The 12,223-nt window shown below is 43.3% G+C and carries 10 protein-coding genes and 1 pseudogene; 6 read left to right on the top strand and 5 right to left on the bottom strand.

Annotation, left to right across the window (positions count from 1 at the left end; all coding sequences use genetic code 11):
- Nucleotides 1-130: 130 nt before the first annotated feature.
- Nucleotides 131-508 carry a nuclear transport factor 2 family protein gene (locus L3V32_RS11105; RefSeq protein ID WP_031777276.1) on the top strand — a complete coding sequence of 126 codons (378 nt, stop codon included), beginning with the start codon at nt 131-133 and terminating at the stop codon, nt 506-508.
- An 82-nt stretch (nt 509-590) separates the two neighbouring features.
- Here L3V32_RS11105 and L3V32_RS11100 read toward each other — a convergent pair whose 3' ends face one another.
- Together L3V32_RS11100 and L3V32_RS11095 are read right to left on the bottom strand one after the other, a co-directional pair.
- Entirely contained in the window at nt 591-1,586 is a 996-nt protein-coding gene (locus L3V32_RS11100) for an ABC transporter substrate-binding protein (RefSeq protein ID WP_237284288.1), read from the bottom strand.
- A gap of 141 nt (nt 1,587-1,727) precedes the next feature.
- A pseudogene (locus L3V32_RS11095) lies at nt 1,728-3,961 on the bottom strand (hypothetical protein).
- Nucleotides 3,962-4,390: 429 nt separating this feature from the next.
- Between L3V32_RS11095 and artP the strand changes: the two are divergent.
- From artP to L3V32_RS11070, 5 genes are all read left to right on the top strand, one after another.
- Nucleotides 4,391-5,119 carry an arginine ABC transporter ATP-binding protein ArtP gene (artP, locus tag L3V32_RS11090; protein ID WP_101911867.1) on the top strand — a complete coding sequence of 243 codons (729 nt, stop codon included), beginning with the start codon at nt 4,391-4,393 and terminating at the stop codon, nt 5,117-5,119.
- 88 nt (nt 5,120-5,207) lie between these two features.
- Nucleotides 5,208-5,951 (top strand): arginine ABC transporter substrate-binding protein, encoded by a 744-nt coding sequence (locus L3V32_RS11085; RefSeq protein ID WP_005390934.1) that lies wholly within the window; start codon nt 5,208-5,210, stop codon nt 5,949-5,951.
- Nucleotide 5,952: 1 nt separating this feature from the next.
- Entirely contained in the window at nt 5,953-6,642 is a 690-nt protein-coding gene (artQ, locus tag L3V32_RS11080; RefSeq protein WP_005388570.1) for an arginine ABC transporter permease ArtQ, read from the top strand.
- Nucleotides 6,639-7,307: an arginine ABC transporter permease ArtM gene (artM, locus tag L3V32_RS11075; protein WP_237284287.1), complete on the top strand. Its 669-nt coding sequence runs from the start codon at nt 6,639-6,641 to the stop codon at nt 7,305-7,307. Before artQ ends, artM begins: the two co-directional genes overlap by 4 nt.
- 138 nt (nt 7,308-7,445) lie before the next feature.
- Nucleotides 7,446-8,018 carry a protocatechuate 3,4-dioxygenase gene (locus L3V32_RS11070; protein WP_012842497.1) on the top strand — a complete coding sequence of 191 codons (573 nt, stop codon included), beginning with the start codon at nt 7,446-7,448 and terminating at the stop codon, nt 8,016-8,018.
- Nucleotides 8,019-8,092: 74 nt separating this feature from the next.
- Here L3V32_RS11070 and L3V32_RS11065 read toward each other — a convergent pair whose 3' ends face one another.
- The 3 genes from L3V32_RS11065 to L3V32_RS11055 all read right to left on the bottom strand — a co-directional run bounded on the left by L3V32_RS11065 (nt 8,093) and on the right by L3V32_RS11055 (nt 12,013).
- Nucleotides 8,093-9,748 carry an ABC transporter substrate-binding protein gene (locus tag L3V32_RS11065; protein ID WP_237284286.1) on the bottom strand — a complete coding sequence of 552 codons (1,656 nt, stop codon included), beginning with the start codon at nt 9,746-9,748 and terminating at the stop codon, nt 8,093-8,095.
- A 328-nt stretch (nt 9,749-10,076) separates the two neighbouring features.
- Complete coding sequence (locus L3V32_RS11060) at nt 10,077-10,694, bottom strand: OmpA family protein (protein WP_182033546.1); 618 nt, start codon at nt 10,692-10,694, stop codon at nt 10,077-10,079.
- A 5-nt stretch (nt 10,695-10,699) separates the two neighbouring features.
- Nucleotides 10,700-12,013, bottom strand: a complete 1,314-nt coding sequence (locus tag L3V32_RS11055) for a TolC family outer membrane protein (protein ID WP_048625183.1) — start codon at nt 12,011-12,013, stop codon at nt 10,700-10,702.
- Between the last annotated feature and the right edge of the window lie 210 nt (nt 12,014-12,223).

Here is a 12,223-nt window from a genome sequence, read left to right as displayed (position 1 = left end):
GCGATTCCAAGTTTCAAGTGATGAAGGCTGCGGTTTAGCGGCCTTTTTTGTGCGCGATGTTCGGTCACTTCTTAGGTTCTAAGACTATGATTATCGTTAAATACCAAGTAGAGCGACATAGGGAAGAAAAATGGACCTGCAAGAGAACAAAAGAAATGCCATTGCGTTTTACGAAACCGCCTATCGAGGTAACCCAAGAAAGGCAGTTGAAGACTACGTTGGCGATGAGTACATTCAGCACAATCCATTAGTCGGAAATGGCCCCGAGGCTTTTATCGAGTATTTTGAGCGGATGCAAAATGAGTATCCCGATAAAGACATTACGTTTGTGCGAGCTATTGCTGAAGGGAATCTGGTGGCACTACACACTCACCAAACATGGCCTAATGATATTGAATACGTAACGATGGATTTCTTTCGTTTTGATCATAATGGGAAAATCGTCGAACATTGGGACGCTCTGCAAGAGATTCCTAAAGAAACATTGAATGGTCACACCATGTATTAACGAATCGTTGATTAGTCTCCCATGCCGTTTATTCAAACGGTATGGGAGGTTAAATGATTTGTGGCACTTTAAGTATTAATCATCAAAGCGCTTTTTCGATTCTCACCGCTACGTCTTCAGATACCCAACCTTTCCACAAGTCAGGGTAGGTATTAAAGAAGTAAAACATCGCTTCTTCACCATCCGCGTAGTTATCTTCCATCCAGGCCAGCATTTCACTCATTTGCTCGTTGGTAAATCCGCGTTTCTGCAAGTACGCAAATGCTTGGGGTTCTTTGCTCGCAAACGCCTCAGTAGTTACTGTGCGAACTGGAGAAGGTGGGTACATTGTTACTTTGGGAGAAGTACAATCAGGCTGGGTGGTACAGTTGCGATACTCTTCCAAATCTGTTCCGCTACCAAAATCCACTTTGACCATATCATACTTGCCCAATACGGGTGTTGGTGACCAGTAGTAACCAAACCAAGGCATTTTGCGATCATAGGCTTTGGCGATGGTGCCAGCTAATGCTGCGCCAGAGCCTGGGTCAACCATCTCAAAGCCGTGCTCACTTAACCCTAATGCATTAAACAAGTGACCGGAGGTGATTTGGCATGTCCAACCAGCAGGGCAGCTATAAAAGGCGAACTTGTCATCATCCTCAGGGTGTTCAAACAGCTTGGCGTGTTTAATGACGCCTTCTATCGTCGCGAGCTCTGGATACTGTTTTACCAGATAGGCGGGAACCCAAAACCCTTCTTCACCGCCATTGACAAGCGACTCACCAGCGATGCGCAAGCGTTTATCAGCAATGCCTTTATCAAGCGCTTCTTTAATGCCGTTTGTCCATAACTCTGGCGCAACGTCAGGTTGTCCCTTTTCAATCATAGAGGTGCCCGTAGGAACGCTATCACCAGGGATCAATTCCGCATCGCACTGGTAGCCTTCATTTAAGACAAATTGGTCGATGTGCGCCATTAAGCTGGCCGAATTCCAATTCATGTCTGCGATGGTTATTTTTCCGCATTCATCCGCATTTGCATGAGTAGATAATACCGATAGCAGCAGAACAGAGAGCAGTGAAGGTGTCGTCTTCATGTGACTGAATTTCCTTGTCGTTGTCATTTACTTCAGTATATACATCGGTTTATAAAGATTCAGTGAACAAGGTTTTTTCAGTGACGTTAAGCATAAAAACGGCGATTTATGAAGCGTTTAGTGAGAGTGGTTGAAAGGGAGTTAATACAGCAAGAACACCCCTTCGTAGCCGCCGATCTCAATGTGAGAAACATAGTCGCCGATGTTACCGTCTTGATCTACAGGTCGCATAGGCTCTGGAAGTGCGATAGTTATCTTCGGTGAGGAGAAGTAATCGATATTCTTGCCAAAGAAATCAGTCCGATACAGCACTCGGCCTTTGGTGAATTCTCGGGCTAACACCATCTCCGTAGGGCCATGCATCACTACCGTATCGTCTGAGCGATACGCAAAGTACGTATGGGTTGGTAACAATTCGATAGCGCCATTAGGCAAGTCAGGATGAGCCACTTTGCTCATAGAAGCATCTCCAATCACCGTGTAATCGGCGGAATAGGGCGTGCTGGTGGACATCATTAGCGGAGTCGCCTGATACCCATCTGGGATTTGATTGGCTGGCGTACCTAAATCGATGGCAAGCAAGGTGCTAGGTTGATAAGCAATATTCTTTGGTACGCCTGCCTTCCAGAAGTTGTTAACGGTGGTGTTATTGCTTCCATATAGGTAGCCATTGTTCCACTGATTAAAGTAACTGCGCTCAGGGTGATAGTTTAAGTAGAACACCGCTAGTGCAGAGTATTGGTCCTGTTTCCAATTGTCTTCTGTGTTACCAAAGTATTGAACGCGACCATAACGCGTTGTCGCTTGATAAATCACTTTCTGGCCAACTTTGGCGAGTGCAGAGTTATCCCAAAATTTAGCCAAGCCAGCATAGCCACTAAAGCCGGTAGAAGGGAAAAGGTAGTGCTCGCGCAAGTACAAGGAGCCAGCACCAACCAAGTGGTTTTGGCCGTTACGACCGAATAAGTTGGCCGCGCCTATGTTGAGGCCAATTAACGCATCCGCATCCAGCGTCGCCAATTTGTTTAAGAACGCCGAGAATTGCGCTTTGTATGCATCATCAGCGGCTTGGCTTCCCGCCACCAAACCAAGCTCATCCACCGTACCACCGGAATAAACGTAGAACTGATTTTCTCCGAGTAACTTATTCGTATCGTCGTTGTACGCACCGTTTAAACCTTGTTTCGCCCATTCAGCTTGATAATAGTGGCGCTTTGTATTGACAAAATCGGGATTGCCGAGATTAGTCAATGCCCAAGAAGAGGTTTGATTCCACATGCGACCAAATGGAATAACGCGTGACTCCCAACGAAATCGTGCCGTTGCATTCTTATTTGAGCGGCTCTTGAACTCTTGCCAAGAAAGATAATTATCTTGGTTTCGATCGGCTGATTTGTCAAAACCTCGAATTTGTCGCCAGCGCTGAATGGTTTGACCTTCAGGTGTCTCCGTTGGTGCTCCTGAGACATTGACGACAGGGAAGCTATCTTTGAGTTGAATGTTTTCGAGGCGTGGGCGGTTTTCTATGTTGTCGTCATGCCAAGTAATTTTCGCAACGTAAAGGCGGCCGCCGTCGCGTAAAAAAGTGGACCCAAAATACTGACCGCCACCATAGGTTTGTCCGCTACCATCGTGTGTCGTAGCGCGAACCCAATCCGAAGGAACAGACCAGTTTACCGTTTGGTTTTTAGTCATGTTCTCAGTCTTGCTTTTTTAATTGCGAAGTTTTTCCATTCTGTTACCAGACCGAATGAATCGATGGCAGAAGGGTATTCAATTATGAAGTTGCCACCTTGAGCAAACTGGGAAAACGTAAGGGTTAAGCGGTCGAACTTCTCTGAGTGATAAACATAGAGGGCACCACCATTATTTGCCTGACCGAATACATCAGCATCCCATGGCGGTGGTTGATATAGCCAAAAACCGGCGTGGTCATCGCTAGCCGTATAGCCAACGATCATCGGTTTTCGATTGAGTAAGGTATTTTCACCATGGCTTGAGTCAACCTCTGCGATGATAGTGTCTTCAGAAAAGTGGAGAAAGAAATCTTCGTAGTCAACTCCATTCAGTTCTGCTTGGTTACGTATATCGTTTTCCAGCCAACCTGAGTTAAGTTCCAGCTTTTGGTTGTACATGTAACCAAGCGCTTTTACACGCTCGTTATCACTCTTATTTCTGTAAGCTCCAAACACGATATCGGCATTATCCAACTCCCATTCAAGTGCAGCGGCAGCAGAGATAGGCTTATCTTGAAGATCAACACCCTGTTCATGCAACCCAGGTAACACGATTGCTGTTCTACTCCAAACGCCGGATATAGAAAGCAAGCTCAGAGAAGCGAGTGTAACGAGAGAAAAACAATGCGACTTCAACATGGAGTTATCCCATTAATACTTAGATGACTCAAATTAAGAGTCAGAGTACAAAGAGAAATTATAGTCCATACGCGAAGCCGTAATCAGTACCCCGCCGATTGAGGGTTTTACAGGAAAATCAACAGGGGATGCTGTGCAAAAATGAGCGGGTGTACTTGGAATAGATCATCCTCATCGACTCAAAGCTTCCTCTACACGTCAGCACAAAAGTAACCACCATTTTAACCTTGTTTCGGTCGTCACCATGTTGTTGGATTTTTCTTCAACAAATTCAGTTAAAACTAACTCTTCAAACCAGTCAGATACTCTGTCTTGGTGGTTGCTGATCATACAAAAAATTAACAAATTAAATTTTTATACATTTTTATTGCATAAAAAGTCCAATTGAGTAATATAAATACCAAGTGACAATTAATGCGGTATGTCAGCATGACTATTCAGGTAAGCGGAATCAATAAATCCTACGGTGAGACACAAGTGCTTCACGATGTCAGCTTTAAGTGTGAAAGCGGGGAAACACTGGTTTTACTCGGTCCAAGTGGCGCAGGTAAGAGCTCTCTACTGCGTGTTCTTAACCTTCTTGAAGGGGCGGATAACGGCAAGCTAAACATCGCAAATGATGTTTTTGATTTCTCTACTGAAATCAAAGAGAAACAAGGTTTAGCACTTCGTCGTAAAGTAGGCATGGTGTTCCAGCAGTACAACTTATGGCCGCACATGACAGTGATGGAGAACCTGATTGAGGCTCCGGTAAAAGTATCTGGCATGGATAAAGAAGAAGCGAAGAACCAAGCAATGCAAATTCTCGCAACACTGCATTTGGCAGACAAAGCGGATGCATGGCCGATGCAGCTTTCTGGTGGTCAGCAACAACGTGTGGCGATTGCTCGTGCATTGATGATGAAACCGGAAGTCTTGCTTTTTGATGAACCGACCGCTGCGCTTGATCCGGAAATTACTAACCAAGTCGTTAAGATTATTAAAGATTTAAGCGAAACTGGCATCACCCAAGTCGTAGTAACGCATGAGGTCGATTTTGCTAAAAAAATCGCTAGCCACGTACTGTATCTAGAAAAAGGATACATCGTCGAGCACGGCACAAATGATTCGTTTTCTAACCCGCAAACCGCCCAGTTTGCTGACTACCTAAATCACTAAATTACGTTTTTAACGTTCAGTCTATTTAACAGATAAGCTCGGCTGTCATTGCGAGTGTCAGCCCACTAAGTACACACGGAGTATTGCAATGAAAAAGATTCTACTAGCTTCACTAATCGGCCTTTCTTCTGCAACTATGGCAGCAAACGCAGCAGCACAAGAAGAGATCAAATTCGCGATGGAAGCGACGTACGCACCATTCGAATACATGGATGAAAACAACCAAATCCAAGGTTTTGACGTGGATCTGGCGAACGCACTATGTAAAGAAATGGAAGCCAAATGTACCTTCCATAACCAATCTTTTGACAGCCTGATCCCTGCATTAAAATTCAAACGTTACGATGCGGCTATCTCTGCAATGGATATTACTGAGGCGCGTTTGGAGCAAGTGAATTTCACGAATGCATACTATGAAAACTCAGCAGCGTTTGTTTCTATCAAAGAAAAAGTTGCTGATCAAAAAGCACTAGAAGGTAAGCGCGTTGGTGTTCAAAACGGTTCAACACACCAAAGTTACTTGATTGAGCAAATGCCGGGCGTAACAGCGGTTCCTTACTCTAGCTACCAAGACGCATTCATCGATATGAAGAACGGTCGTATTGATTCTGTATTCGGCGATACAGCTGTCGTAGCTGAATGGTTCAAGAAAGAAGACAATCTAGCATATGTGGGCGAGCACGTAACCAACCCTAAATATTTCGGTAACGGTTTCGGTATCGCAGTAAACAAAGGTAACGATGAGCTAGTGAACAAGCTGAACACGGCACTGAAAACAGTGAAAGCGAACGGCGAATACGACGTAATCTACAACAAGTACTTCGGTAAGTAATATGGCACTAACGGGTTACTCTTTATCGCTTGTTCAAGCTAGTTGGATGACTGTCCAGCTAGCCTTCACAAGCCTTTTAGTCGGTTTGATTCTGGCAGTGGTATTCGCCAGTGGTGAAATGTCTCGCCGCGTTTTCGTTAAATGGCCAATGACGGCATTTGTGACGATTGTGCGTGGCTTGCCAGAAATCCTTGTCGTGTTGTTCATCTATTTTGGTTCGACGCAGGTTCTGTTTTTAATCACCGGCGACTTTATTGAAGTTAGCCCGTTCTTGTCTGGGGTGGTGGCGTTGTCATTGATCTTCGCTTCTTATGCTTCTCAAACTCTACGTGGCGCGTTAAAAGCCGTTGGAAGAGGGCAGAGAGAAGCAGCAAGTGCACTCGGCATCAGTCAGGCACATGCTTTTGTTCGCATTGTTTTGCCACAAGCAGTAAGACACGCGCTACCAGGTTTAACTAACCAATGGTTGGTTCTGTTGAAAGATACCGCGCTTGTATCACTGATTGGCGTAACGGATTTGTTGAAGCAAGCGCAGCTAACGTCGGCAGCAACTCATGAAGCCTTTACATGGTACGCAACCGCTGCGGCGATTTATTTAGGCATTACTTTGATTACGCAACGTGCCGTGAAACTGATTGATAAGAAGTTCTCAATTCAAGGCATGAGCATGGGACAGGAGGCAACCGCATGAACGAACAACACGTTTGGCAAATGGTGGATGGCTTAGGTACTAGCCTTCAATTAACCGCCGCTTCCTTGGTTGTCGGCTGCCTCTTAGCTTTGATGATGACGCTGACTCTGATTCTACGTACTCCGGGTTTGCATTGGGTAAGCCGTGGCATCATCACCTTGTTTACTGGTACGCCTTTGTTGGTACAGATCTTCTTGGTTTACTACGGTCCGGGTCAGTTTGATGTAGTGAGAGAAAGTGTTTTTTGGACATGGTTAAGCCAACCTTGGTTTTGTGCGATGTTAGCGTTAGCACTGAATACCGCTGCATACAGCACTCAGCTGTTTAAAGGCGCGTTTAACGCGATTCCTTCTGGTCAATGGCAAGCGTGTCGTGCTCTAGGGATGAACAAAACCGCAACGCTAAAAGTGCTGCTGCCATACGCTATTCGTCGTGCCGTTCCGGCTTATTCGAACGAAGTGATTTTGGTCTTCAAAGGTACTTCACTAGCAAGCACGATCACGATCATGGATCTGATGGGTTACGCGCAGCGCATTAACGCACAAACTTACGATACGTTGACGGTATTTGGTATTGCAGGCGCATTTTATTTAACCGTAAATGGTGTGCTCACTCTTATCTTCCGCCAGGTAGAGAAGAAAGCACTAGCCTTTGAAGCCGTTTAATTATTAGTAGCTAATTTGTAAATGCCTCTGTTCAGCGTTGCCCTGAACAGAGGCATGTTTGTTTTAGTGTACTGCTACGCTGGAAAAATCATCAAGAATCACCAAACTTAAGTAAGGCAAACAATCACTGGTGATGATATGGAACGTCGACACTTCTTAGCTTTATGGTCGCTAATATTTGCGCCTTCGCTAAAATCCGCTAGCCCAATGAAGCCGACACCGCCTCAAACGGAAGGGCCATTTTATCCCGTGGTTCCAGTGCCACTTCGTCAAAATTTGATTTTGCAGTCGAAAGGTCTTATTGGTGAGCCCATTTTTCTTCAGGGTAAGGTAATGGATACAGCAGGAAACCCATTGTCTGAAATGAAAATAGAAATATGGCAATGTGATGGACAAGGCATCTATGATCACCCGAATCAACCTAACAATAATAAGTTTGATCCTCACTTTGCAGGATTTGGTGCAGTTTTAACTGGCGAAGATGGGAATTACCTTTTTCAAACGTTATTTCCGGTTCCATATAGCTCTCGACCTCCCCACATCCACGTAAAATTGTGGCGTGGAGAGAAAGAGCTGTTAACGACTCAGCTTTATTTGAAAGGGCGAACTGGTAACGAGTGGTGGGGCGGAAAAGCCCGTGATTATTTGCAGTTTGAGCCTGTCAACATTGATGGTCGTGTGGTCGGTGAGTTCAATTTTGTGCTCGCTTAGTGTGATTAAGCATTATTTTGAAAACTCACATCGTAGATTACAAAAGTAATTAGTAAATAGAAGCTTCTAACAGATTAGTCTTGTCCGGCTCTGACTCTTAGTTTGTAGAAATCACTGTACCCAGATTTACGGAGTTGAACACCGCTTACACCTTTCGCTCTGGTGATTTTTTCTTGCCCCCAGAACAATGGTAAGATTGTTGTATCATCTCTGAGCTCTGAGAGTATTCCCTCCAAACGTTTTTCAGGCGTGGGATCTGAGACTGCATCGTGTACGTGATTAACATGCTGTTCAAATTCATCAGAGTGAAGAGCAAATCGAATACCTGTACCTGTTAATAGCCACTCATAAATTCCATAGGTTAAAGGTGGCTCAATGACATCTTCGACAAAGAGCAAGTCGGCTTGTTCTTTTACAAGTTGAGGATTACTAGCGTCAGTTAGCTCCACAAATTCTACATGCAACCCAGTTTGACGGATTAAATCTACGATCCATTGGTTCGCTTTACTTAAATAATCAATCGTCCACTTTGGATGGGTTATGACTAACGTTCCCTCAAGCTGAGGAACACTCTCGTTGTGAGAGTTATCATCGAGAATGTGCATCGTTTCCAAGCCATTCGCTTTGGCAAATTCAAATCTACGACTCTCGATAAAAGAAAATAGGCGCTGCCAAGTTTGCTCGCTTAGTGAGCACTCGGCGCGACGATTACGTGCTAGAAAAGAAAATGCCTGAATCATATAACATTCGGTATCGTCAGTTTCCTGATTATAACTGATGTATTGATCCAGCTCAGTCCCTTGATGAGAGAGCGTTATTTGCTCCAATAATGCCTTTTTTGCGAAATAGTTATGATGTTTCTTCAGTACTATTTTGTTGGTATCCCAATGCCTAAGTACAAACGGGCCAGTACCTATTGTGATACTGCGACCTTTAAAGCTCTTCTGACGTCGAGTAGTGATAGACGCATTTGCGGTTGCTAAGCAGTAAATGAATAAGTTATTAGGCTGCTTTAAGTCAATACGTATAGCTTGTTTGGCATTATCGAAGCTGATACGAGTGACTTGCTGAAGTAATTTTTGGACGGGGCCATCTGTTGTAACGAGCTTATTTAAAGAGTGTACGACATCTTCTGCTTGTAATGTTAGCCCATCGTGACAGCAGATATCAGGGCGGAGCCAAATATATATACAACTGCCTTCATTTTTGTACTCACAAGCGAGGTGATTTTTTAATTGACCGTAGTGATCAACGGTAAATAGGGTGTCATACAAGCTGCGTATTACCTGCAGTTCTGAAAAGCGATAAGTCAGTGAAGGGGTTAGCTCATCTACCCAAGGATACTGGCTGACGATGAGTGTATTTGAATCTTTGTTTTCTTCTGAAACTTCTGCGAGTGCTTGGCTAAGTGCGCTTACAGCGGTGCTACGGTAATGCTCAAGTAACCTCGAGATGACGTCAAAGCTACCATTGTTGATTTCATTACGAATCGTAAAGTAGAGGGCTTGATGTATTGTTACCGTCACTTTTAGTGTGCTGGCTTTCCCACGACCACGACCTGGCTCCCAATGGATCCAATTGTAGCTGTCAAGTATTCTCAGTATATTAGATATGTTGCGTCTAGAAGTTGAAAAAACCAGTTCTAAATCGTCGAGGTTTACGTGATACGTTTGAGAGTGTTTGTAATGTTTTAATAACTGGCTCAATCTACGAAGACATGTTTCTGTCATGTTTTATTATGTTTCCTCAATAGATGATTGATTTATTAAAGCTATATAATAAATTGATTTCATATTGTGGTGAAGAAAGGTGATTGCTTAAACCCCTCAGTGTTATTGATTGGCTTATCTTCTTCCCATTTAAAAGTATTGGTGGTTTTCATTTTGACTCTAATATATTACTACTAATATAGAGTAAAGGCTCACTTTTTAATTTTTGCCATAATATTAGTGAGTTATGATTAATGTTAGTGTTTGTTTTATTAGTTGTGTCTAATTAGTTAGGCGTAATGACATGAAAATACCCCACTCATCTATGCAAATAAGCAGGGGTATAAGTTTATTTTACTTCTGGGAAGGTAGTGAATATCGTCCACTCATCTTTAACCATTCCTTGCTGGCCGACAACAGTGGCAGTAACGCGGCGGTTTAATGCGTGGCTGACACGATCCATACCCGGCTCTGCTAACTGTGTGTCGCCAAAAGCAATAATTGCTAGGCGGTCACCCGGGATTCCTTTTTCTATCAATAGATTGCGTACATTCTCTGCACGATGGCGAGATAGGTTTAAATTGTATTCTGCACGTCCTACCTTACTTGCGTATCCTTGTATCTCTATAGAAGTGGTTGGATACTTTTTAAGAAATGCAGCCAACTCATCTATCTTGTTTTTAAAAATTTGGTTAATAAGAGCAGAGTCATTATCAAACAAAATCTTAAGTTGGTATTGCTCTTCTTTATGCAAATAGGTTTCACAACCATCATTGTCCACTTCTGCCCCTATTGGAGTACCTGCGCAAAGATCACGAGCGTTTATCACACCATCTTGGTCCAAGTCGTTTAGGTCAGCAATCTGATTCGCCTTTGGTATAGGAATGTACGCCAGCTCATCTTTTGCGTATGCACTATGATGACTCATTATGACTAAAGCCAGAGTGATTAGAAGATTCTTTTTCATTGTATTTAGTACTCCACCGATTGAGTCCACTCTTCCGGTATGTCGACGCGCAATGCGTCTAAAAGCTGCCCGGTTGAAGTCAGGGTTCGATATTGTGCGTATTGCTGCGCAAATTGTGTTTCTAAGTAGTTTTTGCGTGATTCAAACAACTCGTTTTCAGTGTTCAGCAGATCAAGTAGGGTGCGCTTTCCAATACGATATTGTTTTTGGTATGCAATAACGGTGTTTGACATGGAATCAACGTGTTGTATTAAAAAAGACTTTTGTTGTTTAGTCAGCTCAAGAGCGCTCCAAGAAAGGCGGAGCTCTTGCTCCACACTTCGGTATGCTCGCTCTCTGAGGTCTTTCGCTTTATTGAGTTGATAGGCCATACTGTCACTGTTTGCAGAGTCTCGGCCACCGTTGTAAAGGTTGTATCGGACACGAAGCATTGCTTGTGTTTCAGAGTTGAGACCATTTACTCCTCCTACATCATCGTTCCAGCTTTGTTTCGCTTCAAATGAGATGACTGGGAAATAGTTTGCATCCGCTTGTTTATATTGGAACCTGGCAGAATCGACATCTGCGAGTGCTATTTTTATGACAGGATGATTGTCAAAAGCCTGCGATTGGGCCTCGTCTAGAGAATTGGGGATAAAGTTTTGGTCTGCGTGCGGAAAAATAAGGTTAGTTGGTGCCTCACCAACTAAGCGAAAGAATGCTGTTTGAGCGTCTTTATGGTTATTTTGTGCAGCTAAAACATTACTTTGAGCTTTTGCTAAACGAGCTTTAACCTGGTTAAGGTCGGCAACTGAGCCAATTCCTGACTCTGTACGCTTTTTAATATCAGTATAAATTCGCTTATGTGTGTTTAGGTTGCTAGTGGAAAGCGCAGTCAGCTTTTGCGTTTTTACTACATCCAAATAAGCTTTGATGACTTCTAACGCAACATTTTGGGCATCTGCAAGTAACTGATAGCGCACAGACTCTGCATCTGCAGAGGTACGATCAATGTCATATAGGGTTTTTGAACCATCCCAGATCAACTGGGTAAGAGTAATTGCCATATCTTTGCGGGTCATCTCGGTATCACTCTTACCAGTAGAGTCGGAAGGGTGAATGCTCTCGTAACCGATACCCGCGTCAATATCGAGACTAGGTTTATATGCTCCACGTGATTTATCGATAATATAACGACTACTCATATACTCGTTAAACGCACTTTTGATATCAGGGTTCGTTGCAAATGTTGTCGCTATTGCTTGTTCTAAAGTTTGTGCGCTAGAAACCAGTGGTATTAGCAAACCAAAACACGCGATACTAATATTACTTAGCTTCACTAAAATCTCCCCAAATAATTTAACGCCAGTTATTTTTCAAAAATAAATATTAAAGATTACTAATATTACCCAAGGCAAACGTTTCCTTTTGCTTGCTTTTTTGGAATGTAAGCTGCTATTTCAATGAAAATTTAATGACAAGTTTAAAGAATATTAAAAATAGGTCGCATAACATATGTTTTTACGGTGCAAAATAAAACAAATTTAAAA

Origin of the sequence: Vibrio sp. J2-4 (assembly GCF_021728155.1) — a bacterium.
Lineage (GTDB): Bacteria > Pseudomonadota > Gammaproteobacteria > Enterobacterales > Vibrionaceae > Vibrio > Vibrio diabolicus.
This window is presented reverse-complemented; position numbering and strand designations above follow the sequence as displayed.

Excerpts from the sequence above, each read along its gene's own strand:
- L3V32_RS11100 (WP_237284288.1), bottom strand. The coding sequence starts at position 1,586 with ATGAAGACGACACCTTCACTGCTCTCTGTTCTGCTGCTATCGGTATTA.
- L3V32_RS11060 (WP_182033546.1), bottom strand. The coding sequence starts at position 10,694 with ATGAAAAAGAATCTTCTAATCACTCTGGCTTTAGTCATAATGAGTCAT.
- L3V32_RS11085 (WP_005390934.1), top strand. The coding sequence starts at position 5,208 with ATGAAAAAGATTCTACTAGCTTCACTAATCGGCCTTTCTTCTGCAACT.
- L3V32_RS11105 (WP_031777276.1), top strand. The coding sequence starts at position 131 with ATGGACCTGCAAGAGAACAAAAGAAATGCCATTGCGTTTTACGAAACC.
- artQ (WP_005388570.1), top strand. The coding sequence starts at position 5,953 with ATGGCACTAACGGGTTACTCTTTATCGCTTGTTCAAGCTAGTTGGATG.
- artP (WP_101911867.1), top strand. The coding sequence starts at position 4,391 with ATGACTATTCAGGTAAGCGGAATCAATAAATCCTACGGTGAGACACAA.
- L3V32_RS11070 (WP_012842497.1), top strand. The coding sequence starts at position 7,446 with ATGGAACGTCGACACTTCTTAGCTTTATGGTCGCTAATATTTGCGCCT.
- L3V32_RS11065 (WP_237284286.1), bottom strand. The coding sequence starts at position 9,748 with ATGACAGAAACATGTCTTCGTAGATTGAGCCAGTTATTAAAACATTAC.
- artM (WP_237284287.1), top strand. The coding sequence starts at position 6,639 with ATGAACGAACAACACGTTTGGCAAATGGTGGATGGCTTAGGTACTAGC.